Origin of the sequence: Pseudomonas sp. TH49 (genome assembly GCF_016650625.1) — a bacterium.
GTDB lineage: Bacteria > Pseudomonadota > Gammaproteobacteria > Pseudomonadales > Pseudomonadaceae > Aquipseudomonas > Aquipseudomonas fluorescens_H.
Genome location: NZ_JAEKFL010000002.1, coordinates 166,032 through 191,998 on the forward strand (window position 1 = coordinate 166,032; position 25,967 = coordinate 191,998).

At 59.7% G+C, this 25,967-nt stretch carries 20 protein-coding genes; 7 read left to right on the forward strand and 13 right to left on the reverse strand.

The genetic code is table 11. The features are described 5' to 3' along the window. The first annotated feature begins 183 nt into the window (after positions 1–183). The 5 genes from JFU48_RS18105 (at position 184) to JFU48_RS18125 (ending at position 5,458) form a co-directional block, all read left to right on the forward strand. The gene (locus JFU48_RS18105) at positions 184–837 is read left to right on the forward strand and encodes an ABC transporter ATP-binding protein (protein WP_003226276.1); all 654 of its coding nucleotides are present in this window, start codon (positions 184–186) and stop codon (positions 835–837) included. After that, the gene (locus JFU48_RS18110) at positions 834–3,305 is read left to right on the forward strand and encodes an FtsX-like permease family protein (RefSeq protein WP_201137190.1); all 2,472 of its coding nucleotides are present in this window, start codon (positions 834–836) and stop codon (positions 3,303–3,305) included. Before JFU48_RS18105 ends, JFU48_RS18110 begins: the two co-directional genes overlap by 4 nt. After that, positions 3,295–4,365 (forward strand): lipocalin-like domain-containing protein, encoded by a 1,071-nt coding sequence (locus JFU48_RS18115; protein ID WP_201137191.1) that lies wholly within the window; start codon positions 3,295–3,297, stop codon positions 4,363–4,365. Before JFU48_RS18110 ends, JFU48_RS18115 begins: the two co-directional genes overlap by 11 nt. Before the next feature lie 149 nt (positions 4,366–4,514). Further along, the gene (locus JFU48_RS18120) at positions 4,515–4,757 is read left to right on the forward strand and encodes a hypothetical protein (RefSeq protein WP_103483573.1); all 243 of its coding nucleotides are present in this window, start codon (positions 4,515–4,517) and stop codon (positions 4,755–4,757) included. Between the two features lie 116 nt (positions 4,758–4,873). Further along, a complete protein-coding gene (locus tag JFU48_RS18125) occupies positions 4,874–5,458 on the forward strand; it encodes a hypothetical protein (protein ID WP_103521775.1) in 585 nt (194 codons plus the stop codon). Positions 5,459–5,787: 329 nt separating this feature from the next. Here JFU48_RS18125 and JFU48_RS18130 read toward each other — a convergent pair whose 3' ends face one another. Continuing rightward, positions 5,788–6,594: a glycosyltransferase family 2 protein gene (locus JFU48_RS18130; protein ID WP_201137192.1), complete on the reverse strand. Its 807-nt coding sequence runs from the start codon at positions 6,592–6,594 to the stop codon at positions 5,788–5,790. A 206-nt stretch (positions 6,595–6,800) separates the two neighbouring features. On the opposite strand from JFU48_RS18130, the gene JFU48_RS18135 reads away from it, so the two are divergent. Next, a complete protein-coding gene (locus JFU48_RS18135) occupies positions 6,801–7,613 on the forward strand; it encodes a VanW family protein (RefSeq protein WP_201137193.1) in 813 nt (270 codons plus the stop codon). Positions 7,614–7,651: 38 nt separating this feature from the next. Here JFU48_RS18135 and JFU48_RS18140 read toward each other — a convergent pair whose 3' ends face one another. The 6 genes from JFU48_RS18140 to JFU48_RS18165 all read right to left on the reverse strand — a co-directional run bounded on the left by JFU48_RS18140 (position 7,652) and on the right by JFU48_RS18165 (position 16,779). Continuing rightward, positions 7,652–8,149, reverse strand: coding sequence for a hypothetical protein (locus tag JFU48_RS18140; RefSeq protein WP_201137194.1), 498 nt, complete (start codon positions 8,147–8,149; stop codon positions 7,652–7,654). Further along, complete coding sequence (locus JFU48_RS18145) at positions 8,142–8,534, reverse strand: Imm50 family immunity protein (RefSeq protein ID WP_201137195.1); 393 nt, start codon at positions 8,532–8,534, stop codon at positions 8,142–8,144. The genes JFU48_RS18140 and JFU48_RS18145 overlap by 8 nt, the downstream gene beginning before the upstream one ends. Continuing rightward, positions 8,531–13,363, reverse strand: coding sequence for an RHS repeat-associated core domain-containing protein (locus JFU48_RS18150; protein WP_207199221.1), 4,833 nt, complete (start codon positions 13,361–13,363; stop codon positions 8,531–8,533). The genes JFU48_RS18145 and JFU48_RS18150 overlap by 4 nt, the downstream gene beginning before the upstream one ends. After that, entirely contained in the window at positions 13,360–14,100 is a 741-nt protein-coding gene (locus JFU48_RS18155; RefSeq protein WP_201137196.1) for a DUF4123 domain-containing protein, read from the reverse strand. Before JFU48_RS18155 ends, JFU48_RS18150 begins: the two co-directional genes overlap by 4 nt. After that, positions 14,090–16,132 carry a type VI secretion system Vgr family protein gene (tssI, locus tag JFU48_RS18160; protein ID WP_201137197.1) on the reverse strand — a complete coding sequence of 681 codons (2,043 nt, stop codon included), beginning with the start codon at positions 16,130–16,132 and terminating at the stop codon, positions 14,090–14,092. Before tssI ends, JFU48_RS18155 begins: the two co-directional genes overlap by 11 nt. Before the next feature lie 131 nt (positions 16,133–16,263). Then, positions 16,264–16,779 carry an Hcp family type VI secretion system effector gene (locus JFU48_RS18165; RefSeq protein ID WP_003226246.1) on the reverse strand — a complete coding sequence of 172 codons (516 nt, stop codon included), beginning with the start codon at positions 16,777–16,779 and terminating at the stop codon, positions 16,264–16,266. Between the two features lie 407 nt (positions 16,780–17,186). On the opposite strand from JFU48_RS18165, the gene JFU48_RS18170 reads away from it, so the two are divergent. Next, entirely contained in the window at positions 17,187–17,864 is a 678-nt protein-coding gene (locus tag JFU48_RS18170; protein ID WP_201137198.1) for a type 1 glutamine amidotransferase domain-containing protein, read from the forward strand. A gap of 109 nt (positions 17,865–17,973) precedes the next feature. On the opposite strand, the gene hglS is transcribed toward JFU48_RS18170, so the two are convergent. The 6 genes from hglS to JFU48_RS18200 all read right to left on the reverse strand — a co-directional run bounded on the left by hglS (position 17,974) and on the right by JFU48_RS18200 (position 25,851). Next, a complete protein-coding gene (gene hglS / locus JFU48_RS18175) occupies positions 17,974–19,362 on the reverse strand; it encodes a 2-oxoadipate dioxygenase/decarboxylase HglS (protein WP_201137199.1) in 1,389 nt (462 codons plus the stop codon). A gap of 88 nt (positions 19,363–19,450) precedes the next feature. Continuing rightward, complete coding sequence (gene glcF, locus JFU48_RS18180; protein ID WP_201137200.1) at positions 19,451–20,671, reverse strand: glycolate oxidase subunit GlcF; 1,221 nt, start codon at positions 20,669–20,671, stop codon at positions 19,451–19,453. A 2-nt stretch (positions 20,672–20,673) separates the two neighbouring features. Further along, on the reverse strand, positions 20,674–21,723 hold the full coding sequence (gene glcE, locus JFU48_RS18185) for a glycolate oxidase subunit GlcE (protein ID WP_201137201.1): 1,050 nt from the start codon (positions 21,721–21,723) through the stop codon (positions 20,674–20,676). Beyond that, on the reverse strand, positions 21,723–23,222 hold the full coding sequence (gene glcD / locus JFU48_RS18190; protein WP_201137202.1) for a glycolate oxidase subunit GlcD: 1,500 nt from the start codon (positions 23,220–23,222) through the stop codon (positions 21,723–21,725). Before glcD ends, glcE begins: the two co-directional genes overlap by 1 nt. A gap of 229 nt (positions 23,223–23,451) precedes the next feature. Next, positions 23,452–24,378, reverse strand: coding sequence for an alpha/beta fold hydrolase (locus tag JFU48_RS18195; RefSeq protein WP_201137203.1), 927 nt, complete (start codon positions 24,376–24,378; stop codon positions 23,452–23,454). A gap of 21 nt (positions 24,379–24,399) precedes the next feature. After that, entirely contained in the window at positions 24,400–25,851 is a 1,452-nt protein-coding gene (locus tag JFU48_RS18200; RefSeq protein ID WP_201137204.1) for a flavin-containing monooxygenase, read from the reverse strand. Positions 25,852–25,967: the final 116 nt, after the last annotated feature.

Sequence of the window (25,967 nt, forward strand, 5' to 3'; positions counted from 1 at the left end):
CAGTTCAAACACCACTGACCTGAAGATACTTCCCACAGTACTTGATGGTGAGTCCAGTATTTGTGAGCCACCTCAATCCCTGTGGGAGCTGGCTTGCCAGCGATGAGGCCAGTACGAACACCTCTGATCCAATCAGGCCGCTATCCGCTATCCTTGCCCCACACTGACCCAGCGGATGGCGGCATGCTTCAGGTTCAAGGCGTCTTCAAAAGTTACCTCACCCCCCAAGGCCCGCTCCCGGTGCTGCAAGGCGTCGACCTGACGCTCGAACCCGGCAGCAGTCTGGCGCTGATGGGCGAATCCGGCAGCGGCAAAAGCACCTTGCTGCACCTGATCGCCGGCCTCGACAAGGTCGATCGCGGCAGCATCCACAGCGGCGAACATCGGCTGGAGCAGATGAACGAGGCGCAACTGGCCGACTGGCGTCGCACCGAAATCGGTCTGGTGTTCCAGCAGTTCAACCTGATCGGCAGTCTGCGGGTCGAGGACAATCTGGCGTTTCAGGCGCGTCTGGCCGGGCGGCACGAGCCGCGCTGGCAGGCGCATCTGGTGCAGCGTCTGGGCCTGGGCGATTTGCTCACGCGTTATCCCGAGCAGTTGTCGGGCGGCCAGCAGCAGCGGGTTGCGCTGGCCCGGGCCTTGGCGTCACGGCCAAAATTGCTGCTCGCCGACGAACCCACCGGCAGCCTCGACGAAGCCACCAGTGATGAAGTGCTGCGTCTGTTGCTGGAGCTGCTTGATGACACGCCGACCACCCTGCTGATGGTCACGCACAGCCCGCGCGTGGCGGCCCGCCTGGCGCGGCGCGTGGTGTTGTCCAACGGCCATCTGACGTGAACGTTTTCTGGCAAACCCTGCGCGCGCTGCTCAGTCATTGGCGGCGGCACCCGGTGCAGTTTTTCAGTGTGCTGACCGGGTTGTGGCTGGCTACAAGTCTGTTGACCGGGGTCGAAGCGCTGAACAGTCAGGCCCGCGACAGTTACGCCCGGGCCAGTCAGATGATTGGAGGCGAACCGCAGGCCAGTCTTGTTGAGCCCAGTGGGGCGACGTTTACCCAGCAGTGGTTCATTGATCTACGCCGCGCGGGCTGGCCAGTCTCGCCGCTGCTGCAAGGCCGGCTGATGCTCAAGGATCACCAGGAGCAGCGCCTGCAACTGATGGGCATCGAACCGGTGTCGCTGCCGACGGACGCTGCGGTGGCCGGGCAGGCGATGCCGATCGAGCGCATCGTCGAGTTCTTCTCACCGCCGGGCAGCACGTGGATTTCCCCGGAAACGTTGCAGGCCTTGAACCTCAGCGAAGGCGCCACGCCGCTGACCGTCAACGGCCAGACCCTGCCGCCGCTGCACACACAAAAGGACATGGCGCCGGGCGTGTTGCTGGTGGACATCGGTGTCGCGCAAACCCTGCTCGAACAGCCCGGGCAACTGTCACGCCTGTTACTTCCGAAAAATTTTCATGCCGAGCTACCGCCCGCGTTCAATGGTCGGTTGCAGCTTAAAAGCAGCGCCGAGGAAAACAATCTTTCGCGCCTGACCGAGAGCTTTCACCTCAACCTCGATGCCTTGGGCTTTCTCTCGTTTCTGGTCGGGCTGTTTATCGTGCACGCGGCCATCGGTCTGGCGCTGGAACAGCGTCGTGGTCTGCTGCGCACGTTGCGCGCCTGCGGGGTCAGTGCGCGGATGTTGATCGGCTGTCTGATCGTCGAACTCGGTGTGCTGGCGTTGGTTGGCGGGGTGTTCGGGGTCATCAGCGGTTACTGGCTGGCGAGCGTGCTGCTGCCGGATGTCGCCGCCAGTCTGCGCGGTCTGTACGGCGCAGAAGTGGCGGGGCAGCTGCGCCTGAGTCCGTGGTGGTGGTTCAGCGGTATCGGTTTGAGCCTGTTCGGCGCGTTGCTGGCCGGCGCCAACAGTCTGTTGCGTGCGGCACGACTGCCGCTGTTGGCGGTGGCGGATCCGCAGGCCTGGCATCTGCAACATGCGCGCTGGTTGCGACGTCAGGGTTGGCTGGCGGCGCTGCTGGGCCTGATCGCGCTGTTGGCGTTGCTGTTCGGTGACAGCCTCGGTAGCGGGTTTGTGTTGATGGCCGGGTTGCTGCTCGGCGCCGCGCTGGCGTTGCCGGTGGTGCTCAGCGCGGTGCTCAATCCCTTGCTCGGGCGCAGTCGCTCGGTACTCGGCCAGTGGTTTCTCGCCGACTGCCGCCAGCAACTGCCGGCACTCAGTCTGGCGCTGATGGCGTTGCTGCTGGCGCTGTCGGCGAACATCGGCGCGGGCAGCATGACCGCCGGTTTTCGCCAGACCTTCGACGACTGGCTCGAACAACGTCTCAGTGCCGAGCTGTACCTCAACCCGGTCAATCCGGCGCAGTCCCGCGAAATGTACGCCTGGCTCAAACAACAGCCGAGCGTCAGCGCGGTGCTGCCCAACTGGCAAGTGGCGGTGACCTTGCAGGGGTGGCCGGCGGATGTCTTCGGGGTGATCGATCATCCCTATTATCGCCAACACTGGCCGTTGCTCGAGGCGATTGCCGGTGATCCGTGGGCGCATCTTGCAACTGATGACGCGGTGATGCTCAGCGAACAACTGGCGCGACGCCTGAAGGTTCGCGCAGGGGATCATCTGAGTTTGCCGACGCCGGGCGGTGCGTGGTCACCGCGAATCGTCGGGATCTACGCCGACTACGGCAATCCCAAGGGCCACCTGCTGGTCAACAGCAATCATTTGCTGCGGTTATGGCCGTCACTGACGCCGAACCGTTTCAACTTGCGCATCGCGCCGCCCGACATCCCGTCGTTTTTGCGCGCACTGCAAACGCGCTTTCAACTCGATGACAGCCGCATCGTCGATCAGGCGCGGCTCAAGGGTTGGTCGGTGCAAGTATTCGAGCGCACTTTCGCCGCCACCGCCGCGCTGAACAGCTTGACCCTGGCGGTGGCCGGTGTGGCGCTGTTCATCAGCCTGCTGACCCAGAGCCAGAGCCGCCTCGGGCAACTGGCGCCGCTGTGGGCGCTGGGTGTGACGCGCCGTCAGTTGATGCTGCTTAACCTCGGCCAGACCTGGCTGCTGGCGGTGTTGACGCTGGTGCTGGCGTTGCCGTTGGGGATCGCGCTGGCGTGGTGTCTGGATGCGGTGATCAACGTGCAGGCGTTCGGCTGGCGCTTGCCGTTGCGGATCTTTCCGCTGCAACTGCTGCAGTTGCTCGGGCTGGCGTTGCTGGCGACGCTATTGGCCTCGGCGTGGCCGCTGTATTCGTTGTACCGCACGCAACCGGCGGATCTGTTGAGGACGTTTGCCCATGAGGATTAACCTGGTTGCGCTGCTGCTCGCGCTGTTGCTATTGGGCGGTTGCGATCAGCCTGTGCCTGAGCAGAAGGGTTTTGCCGGGCTCGGCGATCAGGCCGCGCAGTTCACACCGGTGGTGCCGGGGCGGGTATTCAGCTTCCCGGCGGATCACGGCGCGCACGATGGTTTTCGCATTGAATGGTGGTACGTCACCGCCAATCTCAAGGATCAGCAGGGCCACGATTTCGGCGTGCAATGGACGCTGTTTCGCAGCGCCTTGAAACCCGTGGCGCAACAATCGGGCTGGGCCAACCAGACGATCTGGCTCGGGCATGCCGCAGTGACTTCAGCCACCGCGCATCATGCCGCCGAGCGCTATGCCCGAGGCGGAGTGGGGCAGGCCGGGGTGAACGTCGCGCCGTTCGAGGCGTGGATCGATGATTGGCGCTTCGCCAGTCAGGTGCAGGATCCGCTGACGGATCTGCAACTCAGTGCCCGAGATAAAGATTTCAGCTATCAACTGCACCTCACCTCCAGTCGTCCGCTGGTGTTGCAAGGTGACAACGGTTTCAGCCGCAAATCCGAACAGGGCCAGGCCTCGTACTACTACAGTCAGCCGTTTTTTCAGGCCAACGGCACCCTGCAAATCGACGGCCAGACCTACACCGTCAGCGGCCCGGCGTGGCTGGATCGTGAGTGGAGTAGTCAGCCGCTGGCAGCCAATCAGACCGGCTGGGACTGGTTTTCCCTGCACCTGGACAGCGGTGAATCGCTGATGCTGTTTCGCACCCGGCAAACCGATGGTGCGCCCTATCTGACCGGCACCTGGATCAGCGCCGACGGGCAGACCGAAACCCTGCACGGCGAGCAGATCAAACTGACCGCGCAGGACACCGCCAAGGTCGCCGGACGCCAGATGCCGGTGCGCTGGTCGATCAGCATTCCGGACAAACACCTCGACATCCGCCTCGACGCACTCAATCCCAATGCCTGGATGAACCTGCGCATCCCTTACTGGGAAGGGCCGGTGCGGATCAACGGCAGCCATGGCGGGCGCGGCTATCTGGAGATGACCGGGTACTGAGTTTCGTCGCAACCCCCTGTGGGAGCGGGCTTGCCCGCGAAGGCGCCGGTACAGTCACCCACAGAGCAATTGCCCGGAACTCCGCCCCGTCTACCATCCTCTACCGATCAATCCCGGCCCATTTCGAGGCCCCGGCGAGGACTCCCCCCATGAGCGACGACCTGCAACCCCCCGACCTCACCACGTGGCAGCGCCTGTTCGACGATCAGACCTACTGGCAGCAATCCCCCGACGCTCACTACCTCGACCTGCAACACATCGCCGACGACCTGCTCGCCCAGGGCGCGATCGATCTGGAGCAGTGGCAGATCCTGCGCGCCAAGGCCGATGACCTGCATAAGAATTCGCCAGCCGTGAACGTCGCCAACGAACTGGATGACCCCGAAGCCTGACGAACCGTCACAAACAACAGCCAAGCCCTGAACAGCGTCTATGCTCAGTGGCACATCCGCCGTCAACCACTTGTCGGCGCCGGGTGCTGCCATTCATTACAGGGAAAGTACCGCTTATGAAGCTCCATGCTCTGGCCAAGGCCATCACCCTCGCAACCGTTCTGTCCGCCACCAGCTTCGGCGCAATGGCGGCCGATATTCCGCTGTCTGCCACTGTCGAAGCCGATCAAGTCACGACCAAAGTGCTGGCCGTCGATGCGGCCAACCACCAGGTCGTGCTGGAAGGCGCCGAAGGTCGTCAGGTTCACGTTCAGCTCAGCGACAAGGCGAAAAACCTCGCCAACCTCAAGGTCGGTGACCTGGTCAAAGTCGAAGTGCAGCGTTCCGTGGCGGCCTACCTCGATACCGATGTGGATAAAGGTCTGCCTGGCACAGTCGAGCGTAGCGGCGAGCTGCGCAACGCTCCAGGCACTGAAAACCCGGGCGGCGAGGCCTACCGCCAGATTCAGGTGCAATTGAAAATCACCAAAATTGATTTGAAGCAAAATCAGGTGACCCTGGAAAATCCGGCGGGCCAGTCGAAAGTCCTCGACGTTAAAAAGCCTGAAATTCAAGCCAAGCTGAAAGATCTGAAAGTCGGGCAGAGCGTAGTTGTCACTTATACCGATGTATTAAAAGTGACCAGTCAGCATGAAAGCTGAGCATTAACTCTACAAGATGGTTGTTCTTGTACAGATTATTGTATGAGAACAATCATCTGAAAGGAGTTGAGCCGTGCTTTGAAAGTTTCGCGAAAGGATTTCGTCGATAAATATCTATTAACTTTTTCGTACATAAAATTTACCTTTATGTATGACGACATATCCGCCAACTTCTATTAAAATCCTTCCCGTTCGCCCAGTGTCAGGGCTCTTTACCGGTGCATGGATTGCCAGGCCATTACACTGGGCGAACACCTCTTCGGAGCGGATGTATACAATTTCAGATAAAAAAAGGGCGACTTTCAAGTCGCCCTTTTTTGTGTTCGCGATTATGCCGATGCCTGCCCCTCAAAGCGTTTGAGGGTGGCTTCATACATCTTGGTGCGGCGGTGGTTTTTGCCGTAGGTTCCAGCAGCTGCGACGGTTCCTGCCTGGATGTGATCCAGATAGCGGAAAATCTTGCGCGGCGCCAACAGCTTGATGCCGTAGCCCAACGCTGTCATTCGATCCTGCAGGGTATAACCGGGCACCCGGTCATCCATGCAAAAGTGCAGTCCGCGAGACTTCATCAACTTGGCGTTCCACAAAGTGCAGAAACTCTTGAGGTGAGTTTCCCGATAAGGTTTCGGCTCTTTACTGCGCAAACCCAACGCAGTTTTCGCTCGGCGAATATAGTGTTTGCAAAATCGCGAAGTTAACCGCCAGGTGTCTCTCACAATCCCACGATTGATTTGCTCGACACACCCGACTGCGGCGACGTCCGCAGACTTTATGCACTCACGCAGCATCATTGCAAAGACTTCCTTGTCGTAGACAAAGGTGTCGGTGTGCAGCAGAAACAGATAGTCGGTTTCAACTTTTTCCAGCGCCAGATCCAGCGCCTTGCCATGCGCAATATGTCCCGCTTCTTTGCCGGGGGAGGGACGTTCGATCAGATTGATCCAGTCCAGCGAACGCAAATAATCCAGACTGGCATCCGCCGAATCATTGTCCACCACCCAAACCGGAATGCGCTGCGCCTGAACGTGCTGACGCAACAACTCCAGGCACATCCGGGTGATGTCCGGGGTTTTGTAATTTACCAATACAAGACTGAAATTCGGCTGCGTAACGGCTGGTAAATCAAACTGGCTCATTCGGGAAGCTCATCCGCGGTTGATCGGCGACAGGTGTCTCTCGGGCCGGGATGCTAGCGACGCAAGCTTAGTTGAAGCTTAATTCGGCGTTCAGCAAGCAATTCGAAGTGTGTCGAGCCAAGACACCTCGCGCGCGACATACGCTAAACTGCGCACCCCTCTTGCACGCTTCAAGGAAGAAACGGCATTTCGCCGTCGCCTCACGGATGAAACCACTCTCCCTCTACCACCCGGCCCTGTACTGGCTGCGCGTGTGGCAAAAAAGACTGTTGCGCCAGATCGCCTGGCGTTGCTCCAGCAAACGCTATTCGCGCCTTGTTGCCGACGCTGACCGTCTGCCATTCCGCTACCTCAAACACACCTCGAAACTCATCCGCAAACTCGGCGACTCCGACCTCGCCCTGCAACACAACAAAGTCATCAATCTGAAACTAGCCGTCGCCGCCATCGATGGCCTCATCATCGCCCCCGGCGAACACTTCTCCTTCTGCCGCCTCGTCGGCCGCCCAACCCGCAAACGCGGCTACGTCGAAGGCATGGAATTGTCCTTCGGCGAAGCGCGACGCGGTATCGGCGGCGGAATCTGCCAACTCAGCAACCTGATCCACTGGATGGCGATCCACTCACCTCTGATAGTCGTTGAACGCTCCAACCACAGCTTCGACCCATTCCCGGACGAGGGGCGAGTGCTGCCATTCGGCTCCGGCGCGGCGATTTTCTACAACTACGTTGACCTGGTACTGCATAACCCGACGGATCGGACTTTTCAGTTGAAGTTGAACGTGGGGGACACGCAGCTGGAGGGGGAGTTGTTGTGCGATCGGGTGCGGGAGTATCGGTATCACGTGTTTCAGGAAGGGCACCGGTTTGTGCGGGAGGGGGAGCGGGTGTATCGGGAGAATGAGATCTGGCGGGAGGTGCGGGAGAAGGGGCAGGTGGGGGAATTGGTGGAGAGGGTGAGGTTGTATCGGAATCGGGTGGTGGTTAAGTATGAGGTGATGGACGAGTTGATCCGGTAGGGCGCAAAAATAGCTACGATGATATTGGCGCCCACTGATCAGTTTGTGAAATAGAGCTCATCCAGTTGGCGTTTGCGTATGGATAGATACTCTTCCCATACCTTGGGGAAGTCTTCATCTTTGGTCAGCGGGAAGGTCAGATAGATGTGCCTTCCAACCACACTGATGTATTGCCTCACACGCTTGAAGGCGGGTTGTTCGTAAGCTGCCACGCTTTCGTCATAGGCGTCATGGTAGTGATGGATGCTCACTCGGTGCGGGGCGATCATGCACCGCGAGAAATCGATCACCCAGCAGCTGTCAACGGCTGTGCTCAAATAACCGTAGACACCGTCGCTGGATAGACGAATGCACGAATTAGCCTGGGTGCCGTCGTCATCGTTGACCAAAATGATCTTGTCCGCGAAGTAATTGATATTTCTGCCGTCAGGTCCTTGCAGGAGCAAGCTCCAGCCTTCGGCTCCCATGCGGAATTCACCGTTGTTTTCGAAGGTGGCGGTCCAGTTATTGGTGAGTGTGATTTGATGTTTATTCATGGGTGCTCATGTAAACCGAAGGGCCGCAAAGTAATGGGTATTTTGTTTTGAACTCCAATAGAGAGTTTTCATTTTCTGCACGGATTAAAAAATACTCGTCAATCTTCTCTATTTTGATAGTGAGGTTCTCTCGAGTAGGTATGTTTTTTAAGAGTAATTCCTTGACTCCGTTGCAGCTCAAGCCAATGCGGCAAGTGTTGAATCCCATCTTTATCCATTTTTCAGGTGCGGAGTCGGGGATTTCTGGGATATCGAATTCGAAGGTTATGTTAGGTCTGTTGTTGTCGATTGTTATTTGGAATAACTTTATCGTGCTAATTTTAGTAGGTTTGGTGAATACTCTATTGAATAAGGTGTTGCCATCAAATTCATTCCAGGTTTTCATTTTTTTTCCTTGAAGGGGTAGTGTTCTTTGGTGCCGGGTACTTTCCCGTTCCTAGTGTCATTAAAGGGTCGAAGATTTAGGTGCGCAGCCTGATCTCCTACTCCGTTAACATCGTTGTAGGTATGCCCTGCACTATGATCTTGAATAACTATTTTTGATCCGTCTGCTCGTGTGTACTGGTATTCTCGCGTAATAATAGGCTTTCCATTTTTTCCTAATATCTCATCACCAGCTTTATCAGTCATGGCCACATATTTATACTGATGCTCCATGCCTCGCCGGGGATCATATACAAGGTCAGGTTGTTGCGAGCGCGGTATGCCGGCATCAGATTTTGCCTGTTTAAACGCTCCATTTCTAGAAAGCTTAGGTGCTTCAGGTTCATCTGATTTGCCCCGGATTGGGGTGTCTTTACTTTCGAGGCACTGTGTATTCAACCCCAACGGATCCACCCATCCCGTAGGGTTAGGCACGTACTGATAGTTATTCAACCCACCCGCTAGCTTGATCGGGTCTGGGGTCAAAAATCGCCCAGAGCTCGGATTGTAGTAGCGATGGCGGTTGTAGTGCAGCCCGGTTTCCGCATCGAAGTACTGGCCTTGGAAACGCAGTGGGTTGTCGATTTCGGAAATGTCCAGCGCAGCTAGATTGCCATATGCCCTGTACTTCGCCGACCACATGATCTCGCCACTGTAGGCGGTCAGTTCCTGTGGGGTGCCGAGGTGGTCGAGTTGGTAATAGTACGGCGTGGCCTGGGCCGGGCCTTCGCCATCAAGCATGGCCAGGGGGCGGAAGGTGCCGAGTTCGTAGAGGTAAGTGCGATAGCGATTTTCACCGCTCTCGGCTAGCAGCCGATCGTCTTGCCACAGGAAGTCGGTAGTGTGGCCGTCAACGGTTTTCTCAATGCGTCTTCCGAAGGCGTCGTATTTGTAGGACGCGGTGCTGCCATCCGGCAGGCTGACGCCGATGAGACGGTGCTGGCAGTCGTATCTATATTCGGTGACGAGTTTTTGGCCAGCGCCACGGCGTTCGCGGATCAGGTTGCCGTAGGCGTCGTAGTCGTAGTGGCGGTCACCCTGCATCAGCAGGCGGTTGCCTTTTACGTTGGCGAGGTTGGCCGTGCCTTCGTTGTTCTGGCCGAGCAGGTTGCCGGCGGGGTCGTGGGCGAAGCTCTCTGGTGTCGCACCCCGGACGTTGATCAGGCGATCCAGCGGGTCATAGTGATAGCGCAGGTTACCCTTGCGGCTATCGTCGATACCGGCCAAGTTGCCGTTGGCGTCGTAGGCATAGGCGCGCCGGTAAAGGTTGTGATGCTGGTCGTGCAGTCTCTGGCTGACGCTGTGGGCCTGCAGTCGGTTCTGGTCGTCGTACTGGTACTGGCTGAGCAGCAGGCCCTGATGACGTTGCAGTTCGCGACCGGCATTGAACTGGTGGCTGGTCAGGCGCGAACCGTTGAGGTCGATGCTGCTCAAACGTCCGCCGGGCTGGTGACGGTAGTCAAGTTTGCTGCCATCCGGCAGGCGACAGCGGCTCAATTGCCCGACGCTGTCGTATTCGTAACGTGTGGTGCCCCAGCCCTGGTGTTCAGTGATCAGGCGGTCCTGGATGTCGTATTCATAGGCAAGCGGCCAATGGCCGTCGTCAACGCTTACGAGGCGACCCAGTCCGTCGTAGCTATAGTGAACCTCTTCGCCATCAGGAAGGGTCTTAACCAACAGACGGCCGGCAGCATCGCGCTGGTATCCGGTAACGAGTTCGCTGCCGTCGTCGCCGAATTCGGTTTTCTTCAGCAATTGACCGTTGAGGTCGTACTCGTAGGCAGTGCGGCGACCGTCGAAGCCGGTTTCTTGCTGGATCAGGCCATTTGAGTAGTAGTCGAGCTGATAGCGTTCGCCGCGCTCGTTCTCAATCTCGGTGAGGTTGAGTTGTGAGTTGTCGTAACGGTAGCGCAGTTGGCTACCGTCCGGGTTAATACGACGGCTGACTAGGTGCAGGTTTTCAGCGTATTCGTAACGGGTGATGCGGCCCATCTCGTCGCGTTCGGCGGTTACTTTGCCGTAGGCGTTGTAGCTGAAGGCGCGGGTCGCGCCGCCGGGCAGTGTCATCTGCGCCAATCGGTTGGCGGCGTCCCACTGGTAGTGGGTGATGGCGCCGCTTTCGTCCTGGAGAGTGATCTGCCGGCCAAGGACATCGTAGCGGTATTTGCGTTGACCGCCGTCGGGCAGCCGCTCTTCCAGCAGTTGGCCTAGGCCGTTCCAGCCCAGTTGGTGGCGGCTGCCGTCCGCGTGGCTGATTTCCAGCAGGCGGCCTTGGCTGTCGTAGCGATAGTAGGTTTCGTTGCCGTCGGGGTCGGTCTGTTGCGTGATGTCGCCCTGGAGGTTGCGCTGGTATTTCCAGGTGGCCTTGCCCCGACGGACCACTCGTACGAAACCGTTGTGGTGCTGGTAGGTGGTCGGTTCATCTTCGGGAGGGATTATTGCGACCAAGCGCCCGGCTTCGTTGTATTGATATTGGGTGACGGCGCCGAGCGGGTCTTTCTCGGCAATCAGCCGGCCTTTTTCATCGTAGGCTTTTTGCGTTTTCGCGCCGTTAGGGGCGGTCTGGCTGACCAGTCGAGCATTTTCGTCGTGTACGTAAACCTGCTCGCTGCCATCGACGTTGATGACGGTGACTTTGCCTTGGTCGTCCCACACATACCGGGAATCGATTTGCGAAAGGTTGGACCACTGGCGGATACAGCGGGCTGCCTTGCCTTCACGCTCCCACTCCCAGGAAAAGCTTGCACCGCCGGCCAGTTGACGTTGCTGAATGACATGCTGCTCGTCATAGCGATAATGTTCGACTTCCCCTGCGGCGTTGGTGGCACTGATGAGCTGGTTGCGTTCATTATACTGGTAGCTCACCAGGGTCTGTACCGTCAGCCACGGCTCTTGACGCTCACCTCGTTCGTCGTACTCGGGGCGGCGCTGCTGATAGTCCACTGCTGTGATATGGCGGTCTTCATAGCGCAGGAACAGGCTGCGCCCGGCGCCATTGTCGATGCGCTGGATACGATCAACCAGGTCATAGCTGATGTGCAGTTGGTTGTCATACGCGTCGCTGATTGCGATCAGGCGCCCGGCACGGAAGCGATAGAAGCGCGCACCTTGTCCGGCTTGGGTCAGGATCAGTTCACCTGGCACATCGCCTAGGAAAATCGACGCTTCGCCCAAGCTGTTGGTAATGGCCGGACGTTGTTGATTTGGCAGTGGAAACTGGGTCTGGCGGTTTTCGTTGTCAGTCCACAGCACCCCTTCATCGTTGATTTGCAACCGATGGGACAGCGAATGGCTCCAGCCGAAACCCAGACGGTTGTCGATTTCCACTGCGCTGGTGCGATACAGCCGCGTCCATTCCAGGGGCAACAGGCCGTCGAGTTCACCGTCAGTGAGGGTCAACAGTTCCTCACCGGTGACCATCGAGACGGGGTCGCCCTCACAGCGGGTGTTCTTCGTACATTGTGTTGCTTGCCCTGCGGGATTCTCGGGCTGCTTGGGCACATCCTTAATCGGCTCTTCTTTGACCAGTAGGCTTTGAGGTTCTGTTTTCTTCCGGGTAAACACCGAGGCGTTCGGCTCCTTCAGTGTGGGAGTGTCGACCGTCTTGGGCAGAGGCACAGGGCCACCGCCAGCATCCAAGGGGCTGATAGAAAGTGGGGCCTTCTTGCTAGCGTTCAACGGAGCATCTTTAGCCTTGAGCATCACAGGTTTGGATAGCTGTGTATGGGCCGGAAGACTATGCTTGGTACTGGCCGTCATCAGTTGCTCAGCCAAATCCTCAAGGTATTTGAGAGCTCCCCCAGGCTTCATTTTACTTAGGGCCTTTGTGCCCAGGCGTACGGCCAGGCCGGCGCCGCCGGTTAGGCAAATTCCGATGACCACGTTAATCAGGAACTCGACGCCGATACTTGCGATCACGTTGACGATTACTTGCGGCGGCAGCATGCCCACCCAGGCGACAATCGCCGAGATGTAGATGAACATTAGTGGTTCATCGTTGAGTATCAACAAGGCTGAGGCAATGGCTTCTTTGGAAGTGGCATAGAGCTTTTCGAGTTCAAGCTCTGACAAGTAGTCACGAAGCTTTTTGGCGTTGCCTATGGGGTCGGCTAGAAGTCCTATAAGCTCTTTCAGGTCATCCCATAAACTTAGCAATGCCTGCTCGAAGCTATCGAGCGCCTCTTGAAGCAAAATCATCACGCGACCCGAACGATCTGCCGCGGAGTAGGAACTCCATTGCGCTTGGAACTTGCTCGCCCACTCACTTTTCAGCCAGCCGTCGAGGTCGCTGATCACGCCCTTATAAGAACCATAAAGGGCTTTAACATCGCCTTCAGAGACATCTGGAAAAAAAGTGATGCGATATTGTTTTCCCGGCATGCAGTTTTCGATGGTTTCGATACCACTGGGACCAATCATTTTATTGATCGGTGCTCCCACCACGGAGTAGCCAATCAGTGCTTTTTCTACCTGTTCGACGCGCACCGGGGTATTACCGATGGGCACGTAGCGCGCAGTCTCGAATGCATGGATCAGCGTAAACTTGCCGTCCTTAGGACATACTGCAAAGGTCTCGACGGCCCCTGTCCTGGTCCTGCGTTGCGTAACGCTGACTTCGTTGCCGACCTTGAATTTCTGGTCGACGTCCATAGCCCAGCCCGTCCAGAAGCCATCCGCCCAATTTTTGTAGTCGCTTAGGCAATTATTGAAGTCTTTGAGGATCAGGTTGACGTCGGGTGCTTTGGCGTCCAGTACCTGAAGAACCAAGGTTCCCAGTGGGCTGCTAATCATGCATTGACTTCCTTTGTCAGCTGGGCGGCGAGGCGCTCTGCCATATCTTCTGTATTCGGTTGATGTCGGACGAAGCGTTCGACTTTGCGGTGCAGGTTGTTTTCAGGAAAGGCGAAATAAAGCTCGGGGCAGTCTTCACGCAACCACTGCATCATGTTGCCAATAATCGTCGATGGATTCTCGGCCATCAGACCATCCAGCAAATCCTTCGGCACCTCCCACCACGGCCAATCCTTCACCTTCGGCAACACCCGCGTCCCAACCTCCAGCGTCTGCCCATTAATCAAATACCGCTCAAACATCGGCATTACTTCCCCAGCCTTCTCCCCAAGCCCCTTCAGAATCGGGTAGATATGCCGCCCATCCCAGAACCGGAAAAACACCTCGGTCCCGTCCGGCATCTTCACCTGAGTCAGGCTGCGCAGGTGCTCGAACACGTCGTTCGGTTCGGCGCGTGAGACCGCCAGCCAGCCCCAGTCGAGGGCGTCGGTTTCGGCGATCCACGGCAGGAATGCCGAGTTGGGTTTGAGTTCGGTGACGTAGGGCATCACTGGTTGCCAGGTGGAGTAGGGCGTGCCGCCCCAGATTGGCAGGAGCTGGGCGGTGGGTTCGGTCAGGTACAGGGTTTTCAGCGCGTCGGCATCGCTCGCGGCGCTGATGATCAGGTACAGGCGTTCGCCAGTCTGCAACGGCTGTTGTGCCAGCCAGTCCTTGGGTGTCAGTCGATCAGATGGCACAGGCACCTGCCTTGCATTTTTCGCATTCTTCGCAGAACGGCGCGTTGCGTTTGAGGGTGTTGATCTGGGCCGGGGTCAGGACCTGGCCGGCCTTGTCGGCGTCGGCCTGTTTCAGCACGCCGGGCATTAGCGGGGCGGCGGGAGTGCCGCTGCCGGGGCTGCCGCCGGAGTTGATGTTGATCGTCGGGCCGCTCAGGGTCACGCCGCCGGCGTCGATCTTGATGAAGCTGCCGCCGCCGACCAGGGTCAGCTCGGCGCCGGCTTCGAGCACGACTTTCATGCCGCTGCTCAGGTGGATTTCCTGGCCGGCGTCGATGAACTGGCCGGTGCCGATCTTGATGTGCTGGTTGACACCCACGGTCAGGTGGTCGTTGGCGCGGGCTTCGACTTTGCGGTCTTCGTAGACGGTGTGGTGTTCTTCGGCCTTGAATTCCGTGTAGCTGTTTTGCTCGACGGTGTCGTGGCGTTCGTTGCCGACGCGGATTTTCTGGTCGTGCTCGATGTTTTCGTCCCAGTCGCGCTGGGCGTGCAGGTAGATCTGCTCCTGACCTTTCTTGTCTTCGATGCGCAGTTCGTTGTAGCCACCGCCGCCCATCGAGCTCAGGGTCTTGAAGGTGCTGCGGGTCTTGTTCGCCGGCAGTGCGTAGGGGACGGTGTTTTCCTTGTGGTACAGGCAGCCGCTGATCAGTGGTTGATCGGGGTCGCCTTCAAGGAAGGTGACCAGCACTTCCATGCCGATGCGCGGGATGGCGATGCCGCCGTACTGGGCGCCGGCCCAGGCGGAAGAGACGCGCAGCCAGCAGCTGGTCTTGTCGTCGGCCTGGCCTTCGCGGTCCCAGTGGAATTGCACTTTGACCCGGCCGTACTGGTCGCAGTGGATCTCTTCACCTTTGGGGCCGGTGACCACGGCGCTCTGGCTGCCGAGGATGCGCGGTTTCGGGTGGCGCAGCGGTGGACGGTTCGGCACGTCCCACGGGGTCGCCTGGAAGCGGTTGCGATAGCCCTGATGGAAATCGTCTTTCAGCGCGGTGGTGTCGCTGGTCACCGACTCTTCGAGCACTTGCGGCTGTTTGCCTTCGTGCAGGACTTCGGTGAGCAGCCACAGGTCGTTCCACTTGGCCTTCGGGTGTTCGGTCAGGGCAAGGAAATGACCGCTGACCAGCAGTGGCTGATCACTCTTGCCTTCGGCGAGCTGGAAGTCGCTGCGGTGACGTTCGAGGGCGCGTTTGGCCAGGTGTTTGCCGCGCTCGCGGTCGATGAAGCGGCCCGGGTAGTCGTAGTCTTCGAGATCGGGCAGGGCGTCGCCACGGTTCTCGCTTTCCAGCGTCAGGCGCGGTTTTTCGAAGTCGTAATCGCGACGGGTGGTGCGGCTGGTGCGGGTTTCCAGGCGCAGGTCGAAACGCTTGATCACCGGGTTGCTGGCGACCATGCCGGAGTCTTGCTGGTAGGCCACTGGCTTGAGTTTCGGGAACACCGTCTGGTCATCGCCGAAGACGAGCTTGTGCGCTGTGGCGCTGTGCTGGAAGTGGTAGTGAATACCTTCCTCCTCGCACAGACGCTGGATGAAATGCAGGTCCGATTCATCGTATTGCACGCAGTAGATGCGCTCGGGATAGATCGAACCGGTCTTGAATTCGTAGGCGTTGCTCTGGATGCCGTGCTCTTCGAGAACCATGCCGATGATTTTCGGCACCGTGAGGTTCTGGAAGATCCGTTGGTTGACGCGGTGCGCCAGGTACGACAATTGCGGGCGCAGGGTCACCGAATAACGGGTCAGGCGTTTGCCGGAATCGCCCTGAGCGGCGCGGTAGATCTGGCCGTGGATGCCGCTGCCATCGGGCGACAGCTGCAGAAAGGCCGGTTTGTGCAGCAGGGTTTCGAGGTCCAGCGACGGCTGCTCACTGACCAGCTCCACCTCGAACACAAAAGGCTGGCTGATGGCTTCCCGGCCGGTCAGGGTGAATACCTGAAAATCGGCGGAGAGCCCTTCGATGGTCAGGGCAAAGTGGGTTTCATTGGCCGGCGCGAACATCCCTTGTTCCTCGTGCTGTACAGCGGCGTTCGTCGACAACCGCAAGGCGGTTCAACGCACGCGAAATTCTGGAGGGGCGTAAACAACATCGACCAGCAGGGCTGGTCGATGCTTGTAACGATCAGCCGTAATTAAACGACTGGAGCACGCCAGTCATCGGAACCCGAAGTACCGGATACTTCGTGGGTCCAGGTGATTTTGCGGTAGGTGAACTGCACTTCTTCCAGGTGGGTGAAGTGCGAGTTGCCTGGATCCTGGCAGTTGTGCATTTTGTTGTTGATGGCGACGATGATCGCGTCTTCCAGTTTGGTGGTGTAGTAGTGCTCTTGAGTACCTTGAGCCGAAGTACGGTACCACTGGATAACGATTTCGCTCATGCGCTCGCCGGAGGTCAGAGCAGCTTGCAGCAGAGGCGAAGCCTTGTCGTAGACCTTGGTGATGATCACTGGCTTGTGAACGCGCTGACCGGTTGGCTGACCGGATTGCGGGTCACGCGGGATGATCACGTCGTGGCTGAAAGCCTGAACCATGACCTGGTCTTCGTGGCCTTCCTGGTAGGTGTTGCCAACGGAGTCGGCGGTGAAGGCGCCGGCAGTGATCAGGCCTTGTTTTTCGCCGGTAACCGACATGTACGCTGGTGTTGCCATGGGGTGCTCTCCTTGCGGATAAATTTAGGGTGCCCGGGAGGCGAAATCGCCCGGTGGGTGCCTGACTGTTATCAAGGAGCGTGCCAGGTTTATCGAAGGTCCCGGTAGCCGGGGGTAAAGCGGCTCCAGCCTGCGTTATGACCGATGTTTTTTGCTGAATCGAGGTGGAAAGTGCGCAACTTCTTGCGCAGTACTGCGCAAGAAGTTGCGCACATGGCTGTAAGCCAAGCCAGTCAAGGCCTACAGCGCGATGATCGGTCTTTTTCGCCGAGCGAGTGCGCAAGAAGTTGCGCAGTAAGGCCAAGTGCCAGCGTCGAGCGCTTGAAACGATTCGCCCTGCGCGACGGTCAATCACTCACGACCGCGCCAACGGCGTCCGCACCTTCCCCACAGCGAGTGAGAACGATATGAAAATCCTGATGGTTTTAACGTCCCACGATCAATTGGGTGATACCGGCAAGAAAACCGGTTTCTGGCTGGAAGAATTCGCCGCGCCGTATTACGTATTCAAGGATGCCGGCGCGCAACTGACGCTGGCCTCGCCCAAGGGCGGCCAGCCACCGCTGGACCCGAAGAGTGACGAACCGGACGCACAGACCACCGCGACCGAGCGCTTTCGCAAGGATTCCGCCGCCCAGTCGGCACTGTCCTCCACGGTCAAACTGGACACGGTGAAGGCTGCGGATTTCGATGCCGTGTTCTATCCCGGCGGCCACGGTCCGCTGTGGGATCTGGCTGAAGACCGCCATTCGATTGCGTTGATCGAAGCGTTTTACAACAGTGGCAAACCAGTTGCAGCGGTGTGTCATGCGCCCGGTGTGCTGCGCCATGTCAAAGGTGCGGACGGTCAGCCGCTGGTCAACGGTAAGCAGGTGACCGGTTTCACCAACAGCGAAGAGGAGGCGGTTGGGCTGACCAACGTGGTGCCGTTTCTGGTGGAGGATGAGCTCAAGGCCAAGGGCGGGATTTTCTCCAAGGGCGCCGATTGGTCGAGCTATACCCGTGAAGACGGGTTGTTGCTGACGGGGCAGAATCCGGCATCGTCCGAGGAGACGGCGTTCGCGTTGTTGTCGCGGTTGCGCTAGAAGCAACATTTGATTCTGTGGCGAGGGAGCTTGCTCCCGCTGGAGTGCGCAGCGCTGCCAAAACGAGGGCCGCTTCGCAGCCCAGCGGGAGCAAGCTCCCTCGCCACAGTCAGATCAGCTTCAACCCTAGTACTTGCGCACATTCTTCAATCGAGCGCCGCTGCGTCTCGGCATACAACCCCAACTCATCAATCGTCGCACGCCCAAGCGCCTGTTCGAATGCCTGACGGTTGGAGTGTTCGCCATAGTGCGTCTGCGCGGCATCCCCAAGATTCGACTGAAAAATCCCTGCCGCACTCACCGGCAGGAAATCTTCGTACACCAACGGTTCAGCTTTCACATGGCCATCGCGGAGCAAATCCTCCAGCGATGCCGACTTAAGACTACCCGCTGCCAGGCCTTTTTCCGTAGGGAAGTAGCGAAAGTACGCCAGTCCCTGTTCACGCATGCCGTCGACGCTGTCAGGAAATTCGCCAAAGTGCTGAGTCATCAGCGCGTTGTAACGTGCGGCGTTGCCTTCGTTGGGGAAATCACCGAGTTCATCGCGCGCGGCATTCAGCAAACGGTCATACAGCGCTCGCCCCTTGGAAGTCAGCGCCGCACCGCGTTGTTCGATCTCGCCGAAACGCGCGCTGTGGCTGCCGTGGGTATCAGTCTTATCGGTGAAGGCAATCGGCTCGTCGAGCGCTTTGAAACTGGTCTGGCGCAGGAGGATCGGGCATTGCCGGCGCGGCGGGCCTTCGATCACTGCTTTCGGGGTGATGCCATGTAGCGGCATCTGCGCCTGGACGATGTCGATGTCCAGGGTGCGCGGGGTCAGGTGATTGATGTGCGGGCCTTTGAACGCCACCACATCGGCGATCAAACGGTGCTGGGCGCTGAGGGTCTGGTACTGCGCGGCGGTGACGGTTGCGCTGTGATGCCAGCGAAAGGTCTCCAGTGCCTGTAGGACGAATTGGGCCGCTTCATCCTCATTCAGCCCACCAGCTGACTCAGCCTGCTCGATCAGACGCAATGCCGTAGGGGTAAAGATCGAACGCTGGTTCAGCACCGATTCGGCAAACGCGCGCAGCTCGGGATCCTCGATCAGTTCCAGGCGCAGCAACGAGGTGAACACCCGAAACGGACTGATCTGCAGCGCCGCTTCATGCACCGCGCGAAACGCCGTGGAGTGCACCGGCACACCCGCCGGAGTCAGGTCGTAATAACCCACCGGTTGCATGCCCATCACCGCGAACAGCCGGGCGAGGGTCGCCAGCTCTGTAGCCGTGCCGACGCGGATGGCGCCGTGGCGCTCCATGTCCAGCCGTTCGATTTCACCGGTACTGTCGAGCTGCCGTGCGATGTCCGGCTGAGCCGCGAGCACTTCGCGATTGGTCTGTACCACCAGTTCCATCAGCGCGCCGTACAGCGGCACTTCTTCGCGGTACATGTCGGACATCGCTTTGGAGAAGCGTTGGCGGATCAGGTCGGGGCTGACGAAAGGCTGCACGGTCATGAAAAAAATTCCTGCCACGGTCACTTAATGGATGGAGGAAAAGATCGCAGCCTTCGCCGACGGCGGCAAACGAAGAATCCTACGAACTTCATTCTGCCAACGACTGATCCACCAGTTCGATCCAGTGCAAAACCTGGGTGCGCCCGGCGCCGGCCAGATGATTCTGGCAACCGATGTTGGAGGTGACGATCAGGTCCGGGCGATCGCTCTCCAAGGCATTGAGGCGGTTGTCGCGCAGTTGCCGGGCAAGGGTCGGTTGCGTCAGCGAATAGGTGCCGGCCGAACCACAGCACAAATGCCCGTCCGGCACCGCCGTGAGGTTGAAGCCCAGCCGGGTCAACAGTGTCTCCACCGCGCCGCCGAGTTTCAGCGCATGTTGCAGAGTGCAGGGGCAATGCACGGCGATCCGGCGTTGGCTGGCGGCGCACACTTTCTCCAGAGGTTCCTGCGCGAGCATCTGCACCAGATCCAGTGTCCGTTCGCTGATCTGCCGCGCCTTGTCGGCGTAGCGCGGATCCTGCGCCAGCAAATGCCCGTAATCCTTGATGAACGCGCCGCAACCGCTGGCCGTCTGCACGATGGCTTCGGCGCCGTTTTCCAGGTGCGGCCACCAGGCGTCGATGTTCTGCCGCGCGCGGTCAAGGCCTTTGGCCTGGGTGTCGAGGTGATAGTCCAGTGCGCCACAGCAACCGGCCTCGGCCACTGGAGTGACGCTGATCCCCAGTCGATCGAGCACCCGCGCCGTCGCGTCGTTGGTGTTCGGCGACAGGCCCGGTTGCACGCAACCTTCGAGCAGCAACACCCGCCGCGCATGGCGCGGAGCAGGGCGTGGGCCGGATGCTGACGAGCGCTGCGGCAATTTGCTTTCGAACAGGCGCGGCAGCAAAGGCCGGAACGTCGTGCCGACCCGCAGCAAGCCCTTGAACACGCCGGGATTCGGCGCCAGTGCGCGCAAACCCTCGCGCAACAGACGTTGGGCAGCAGGGCGCGGCACGGCCTTGTCGACCACTGCCCGGCCGATGTCGAGCAGGTTGTGATAATCGACGCCGGAAGGGCAGGTGGTTTCGCAATTGCGGCAGGACAGGCAGCGATCCAGATGCAGTTGAGTCTGCGCGGTGGCCGCGGCGCCTTCGAGCACTTGTTTGATCAGATAGATGCGTCCGCGCGGCCCGTCGAGTTCATCGCCGAGCAACTGGTAGGTCGGACAGGTGGCGTTGCAAAACCCGCAATGCACGCAGGTGCGGAGGATCTTTTCTGCCTCGGCGGCGCGCGGCAGGCGTCGGGACTGTTCGCTGAGGGTGGTTTGCATGGCTAGAACTCCGCGTACATCCGGCCGGGGTTGAACAGCCCTTGCGGGTCGAGTTGCGCCTTGAGTTGCTGGTGATAACGCATCAGCGTGCGCGGCAACGGCTGGAACGGTGTGTCGCTGGCGCCATGAGTGAAGCAGGTGGCGTGCCCGCCGAGTTCCTGGGCGAGGATCTGGATGTGCTCGTGATCGGATTTCAGCCAGCGTTGCGCACCGGCCCAGTCGATCAACTGCTGGCCGGGCAAGTCCTGCGGCCCGAGATTGTTTGGCAGCGACAGGCGCCACAGCGGCAGGCCTTCGTCGAAAAAGCCCAGGCGTTGTTCGTTCAAGTCGCGCCAGAAAGCCGAGTCCAGCGGTTCACCGCCGAGGCGTTGATGGGCGGCGGTGACCGAACCTTCGCCACCCTCAAGGCGCAGATACAGGCTTTGTCCGTCATGGCAGGCACCGCTGATCGGCAACGGTTGCTGGCCCCATTCGGCAAGCCGCGCCAGCGCCCGGGCGCAATCGAGGTCGAGGCGGATGCTCAGGCACTGACGCGGTTTCGGCAGGACTTTCAGCGACACTTCGGTGAGCACGCCGAGGCAGCCGAAACTGCCGGTCAACAGGCGCGAGAGATCGTAGCCGGCAACGTTTTTCATCACCTCGCCACCGAAGCGCAGGTGTTGGCCGAGCCCGGTGATGACCCGAGTGCCGAGAACAAAATCGCGCACCGAACCTGACCAGGGCCGCCGTGGCCCGGACAAACCGCTGGCGATCATCCCGCCCACCGTGGCGCTGTCGCCGAAGGCCGGCGGCTCGCAGGGCAACATCTGCCCGGCCGCGTCAAGCGCCGCGAGCAACTCGCGCAACGGCGTGCCGGCGCGCACGCTGACCACCAGCTCCGTCGGTTCATAACGCACGATGCCGCGATGCGCGCGGACGTCGAGCACTTCACCGGCCACTTCGCGGCCGAGAAACGCCTTGCTGTTGCCGCCCTGAATCTTCAACGGCGTGGCGTTGGCCCGGGCCTCGTTGACCTGATCGAGCAGCGCGCCGCTGGCGTCGAAATCAGCCATCAGAAGCGCTCCAGTTCGGGGAATGGCAGTTGCCCGGCATGAATGTGCATGGCGCCGAATTCCGCGCAGCGATGCAGGGTCGGGATGTTCTTGCCGGGATTGAGCAGGCCTTGCGGGTCGAACGCGGCTTTTACCCCGTGGAACAGCGTCAGTTCAGCGCTGTTGAATTGCGCGCACATCTGATTGATTTTCTCGCGGCCGACCCCGTGTTCGCCGGTGATGCTGCCGCCGACCTGCACGCACAGTTCGAGAATCTTCCCGCCCAGCGCTTCAGCGCGATGCAGTTCGCCCGGTTGGTTGGCGTCGAACAGGATCAGTGGGTGCATGTTGCCGTCGCCGGCATGGAACACGTTGGCCACGCGCAAGCCGTATTCGGCGCCGAGGCGGGCGATGCCTTGCAGCACGCCGGGCAACTCGCGGCGCGGGATGGTGCCGTCCATGCAGTAGTAATCCGGCGACAAGCGACCGATCGCCGGAAAAGCGTTTTTGCGCCCGGCCCAGAAGCGCACGCGCTCGGCTTCATCGCGGGCCTGACGCACTTCGCTGGCACCGGCCCGGGTCATGACCTCGCGGACCCGCAGGCAATCGTCGTGGACATCGGCTTCGACGCCATCGAGTTCGCACAACAGGATTGCCTCGGCATCGACCGGGTAACCGGCGTGGATGAAGTCTTCGGCGGCGCGGATGGCGAGGTTGTCCATCATCTCCAGGCCACCGGGAATGATCCCCGCGGCGATGATGTCAGCCACGGCGCGGCCAGCCTTTTCCACCGAGTCGAAACTGGCCAGCAGCACTTTGGCGACCTGCGGTCTGGGCAGCAGTTTGACCGTTACTTCAGTGATGATCCCCAGCAAGCCCTCGGAACCGGTGAACAGGGCCAGCAAATCGAAACCCGGCGAATCGAGGGCGTCGCTGCCCAGCGTCAGGCGTTCGCCTTCGATGGTCAGCACTTCGATTTTCAGCAGGTTGTGTACGGTCAGACCGTACTTGAGGCAATGCACGCCGCCGGCGTTTTCCGCGACGTTGCCGCCGATCGAGCAGGCAATCTGCGAAGACGGGTCCGGCGCGTAATACAGGCCGAACGGCGCGGCTGCCTGGGAGATCGCCAGATTGCGCACCCCGGGTTGCACCCGCGCGTTGCGGGCCGCCGGGTCGATGTGCAGGATGTTGTTGAACCGCGCCATCACCAGCAGCAGGCCTTTTTCCAGCGGCAGCGCGCCGCCCGACAACCCGGTGCCAGCGCCACGGGCAACCACCGGCACGTTGTGTTGATGACAGAGCTTGAGCAGGGCCTGCACCTGATCGAGTCGCCGGGGCAGGGCCACCAGCATTGGCGTGGTGCGGTAGGCCGAGAGGCCGTCGCACTCGTACGGCTTGAGTTCGTCTTCGCGCCAGAGAAGGTCGAGGTCCGGAACGGCATGCCGCAGGGTTTTCAGCAGTTCAGCCTTGTTCACCTCCGGTAGCGGGCCATCGAGGCGTTCGTCGTAGAGAATGTTCATTTCACATAACCTTCTGCCAACCTCAATTCTTTGGATGAGTGAGACTTAAGGTGGTGAGGAAATTCATTGTGGTGAGGGGATTTAGCGAAACGTCGCACCGCCCCGATGGGCTGCGCAGCAGCCCCAACCCAGAGAATGCGGTGTGTCTGATTCAGCTTAGTGCTGGAACTGGGGTTGCTCCGCAACCCATCGGGGATAAATCCCCTCACCACAAGGGTAGTGGTGGCTGTCATCGCTGATTGCCCAGAAACTCCCGATACAACCGCGCAGTATTCCCCGGCTGTTCGACCATCGGCATGTGCCCGACGCCGTCCCACACTTCGACCCGCAGATTGGCGATACCCTTGCTCCACACCGGCACGCTGCTGACGTCGATCAAGCGATCCTTGCGGCCCCACAACAGCAGCGCCGGGCATTTGATCTCGGCCAGTTTCGGCTCCATCGGCGGGCTGGCGCGAAAGTCGCGGAAGATCTCTTCCAGTTCATCACGCTGACGCTCGTATCGCTGAGCGATGGCGTCCAGTACCAGCCCGGGCACCCACGGCGGCGAGGCCATGGTCATGGCATAAAACTGCCGGAACTCTTCCCTCGAATTGATCAGGAACGGGTTATGCCCACGAGCCAGATGGCGCTCCATGTCGCTGGCTTCCGGCGCGGTGACGCCGGCCGGGTCGATCAGCGCCACCGAGGCGATCCGCTCGGGATAGGTCGCTGCCAGCCACGCCGCGATGTAGCCGCCCATCGAGTTGCCGATCACGTGGACCTTCTCCACGCCGCAGACGTCGAGCAACTGGATCATGCGCTTGGCCTGCAGCGGAATGTCGTAGCCGCCACCGGCCTTGAACCCGGTTTCACCGTGGCCGGCGAGGTCCGGGATGATCACCCGGTACTGGCGGACAAAGTGCCTGGCGAAGCGCAGCCACAGATTTTTCTCGGCGCTGTAGCCGTGCAGCATCAGGATCGCGCTGGCCGCCTCATAGGGGCCACCTTGCCAGGTCGATACCGTCATTTCGGCAATCGGCACCTCGATTTTGTGCAACTTGTACAACTTGGCCTCGAGCGCCGTGCTCAGGTCATACAGCCAATGCCCGACCGCCGGGTAACTCAACCAGCTCCAGGCCACGAAAACCGCGAGAGCGACAAACAGCACAAGCATCGACGTCTTCCTTTTACGTGTTCAGGACAGAATGTGGTCAGCCGGTTTCAGCGCCCGGGTCAACCGGTAGTAGCTGAAACTGAAGCCCGGAAATATCGCGATCACATGACCGCTCTTGCTCTGATACCAACTGTGACAGCCACCGGACTTCCATACCGTGCGTTCCATCTCACGGTGGATCATTGCAGTGTAGGTACGTTCCGCCTCGGGGCGCACTTCGATGCTGTGCAGGCCTTTTGACTGCAAGGTGTGGATGCAGTCGAGGATGTAGTTCATCTGCGCTTCGATGATGAACAGCGCCGAGGTATGCCCGATGCCGGTGTTGGGCCCGGTGACGATAAACAGGTTGGGAAAGTCCGGCAGGCTGGTGCCCAGGTAGGCGCGCGGGTACTGCGCCCAGACATCCTTGAGTTGCACGCCGTGCTTGCCGGTCACCGGATAGGAGACCACGCCGTCGGTGGCGTCGTAGCCGGTGGACCAGACAATCAGGTCGACGTCGATGTGTTGACCGTCCTGGGTGAGGATGCCGGTTTCGTCGAGCGCGGCGATGCCTTGCTCGCGGCTGTGCAGTGTGACGTTGGGCCGGGTCAGCGCCGGATAATAGGTGCTGGAAAGCAGGATGCGCTTGCAACCGATGGTGAAATCCGGGGTGAGTTTTGCGCGCAATACCGGGTCCGGCACCTGTTGCTTGAGAAAACGCAGGGCCTGGCGCTGGACCAAATGAATCGCCGGTTTTGAGTATTTGAAGGCGATGACCCGGGTTTCGAATTGCCAGTAGAGCAGCCAGCGCAGCAGCTTGTAGGCCGGTTTCACCCCCAGCAGCCAGCGCTGGAAACGGCCGAAGCGGCGATCGGCGCGCGGCAGCACCCAATGTGGCGTGCGCTGGAACACATGCAGTTGCTCGACCTCAAGGGCTATCGCCGGAATGACCTGCGCGGCACTGGCGCCGCTGCCGACGATGGCCACGCGTTTACCCTTGTAGTCGTAGCTGTGATCCCAATTGTTTGTATGAAACGTCTTGCCCTGAAAGCGATCCAGGCCAGGGAAGGGTGGGATCACCGGTTGGCTCAGCGGCCCGGAGGCGTTGATCACGAACTGCGCGTAGAAAATCCCTTGGCTGGTGTGCACCGCCCAGCGCTTTTCGGCGTCGTTCCATTCGATGCGTTCGACGTTGGTTTGCAGCTCCACGCGTTCGCGCAGACCGAAGCGCTCGATGACGTGTTCGGTGTAGCGATGCAATTCGGCCTGGGTTGCGAACATCTGCGTCCAGGGAAATGGTGCAAACGACAGCGAGTAGAGCGGCGACGGCACATCCACCGCTGCGCCGGGGTAGGTATTCTGGCACCAGGTGCCGCCGAAGAAATCCCGTCGTTCCAGCAGGCGAAAATCGTCGATCCCGGCCTTGAGCAAGTTGACCGCCGCACATTGGCCGCCAAATCCGCTGCCGATGATCAACACTCGGTAGGTCCGCATGAGCTTCCTTCTTATAGTCGTTTTTCCGTTTTCGTCCTTTCAGGTATAGCTAAAAATTTGCATTGTGGGAGCGGGCTGGCCGGTGATGGCTATTTAACGGCTGCCTGTTAGACTTC

Coding starts and splice junctions, on each gene's coding strand:
- hglS (WP_201137199.1), bottom strand. CDS start 19,362: ATGACCGTGCAGCCTTTCGTCAGCCCCGACCTGATCCGCCAACGCTTC.
- JFU48_RS18120 (WP_103483573.1), top strand. CDS start 4,515: ATGAGCGACGACCTGCAACCCCCCGACCTCACCACGTGGCAGCGCCTG.
- JFU48_RS18105 (WP_003226276.1), top strand. CDS start 184: ATGCTTCAGGTTCAAGGCGTCTTCAAAAGTTACCTCACCCCCCAAGGC.
- JFU48_RS18140 (WP_201137194.1), bottom strand. CDS start 8,149: ATGAATAAACATCAAATCACACTCACCAATAACTGGACCGCCACCTTC.
- JFU48_RS18130 (WP_201137192.1), bottom strand. CDS start 6,594: ATGAGCCAGTTTGATTTACCAGCCGTTACGCAGCCGAATTTCAGTCTT.
- JFU48_RS18115 (WP_201137191.1), top strand. CDS start 3,295: ATGAGGATTAACCTGGTTGCGCTGCTGCTCGCGCTGTTGCTATTGGGC.
- JFU48_RS18150 (WP_207199221.1), bottom strand. CDS start 13,363: ATGATTAGCAGCCCACTGGGAACCTTGGTTCTTCAGGTACTGGACGCC.
- tssI (WP_201137197.1), bottom strand. CDS start 16,132: ATGTTCGCGCCGGCCAATGAAACCCACTTTGCCCTGACCATCGAAGGG.
- JFU48_RS18125 (WP_103521775.1), top strand. CDS start 4,874: ATGAAGCTCCATGCTCTGGCCAAGGCCATCACCCTCGCAACCGTTCTG.
- glcE (WP_201137201.1), bottom strand. CDS start 21,723: ATGGCTGATTTCGACGCCAGCGGCGCGCTGCTCGATCAGGTCAACGAG.
- glcF (WP_201137200.1), bottom strand. CDS start 20,671: ATGCAAACCACCCTCAGCGAACAGTCCCGACGCCTGCCGCGCGCCGCC.
- glcD (WP_201137202.1), bottom strand. CDS start 23,222: ATGAACATTCTCTACGACGAACGCCTCGATGGCCCGCTACCGGAGGTG.
- JFU48_RS18135 (WP_201137193.1), top strand. CDS start 6,801: ATGAAACCACTCTCCCTCTACCACCCGGCCCTGTACTGGCTGCGCGTG.
- JFU48_RS18145 (WP_201137195.1), bottom strand. CDS start 8,534: ATGAAAACCTGGAATGAATTTGATGGCAACACCTTATTCAATAGAGTA.
- JFU48_RS18165 (WP_003226246.1), bottom strand. CDS start 16,779: ATGGCAACACCAGCGTACATGTCGGTTACCGGCGAAAAACAAGGCCTG.
- JFU48_RS18195 (WP_201137203.1), bottom strand. CDS start 24,378: ATGCTTGTGCTGTTTGTCGCTCTCGCGGTTTTCGTGGCCTGGAGCTGG.
- JFU48_RS18200 (WP_201137204.1), bottom strand. CDS start 25,851: ATGCGGACCTACCGAGTGTTGATCATCGGCAGCGGATTTGGCGGCCAA.
- JFU48_RS18170 (WP_201137198.1), top strand. CDS start 17,187: ATGAAAATCCTGATGGTTTTAACGTCCCACGATCAATTGGGTGATACC.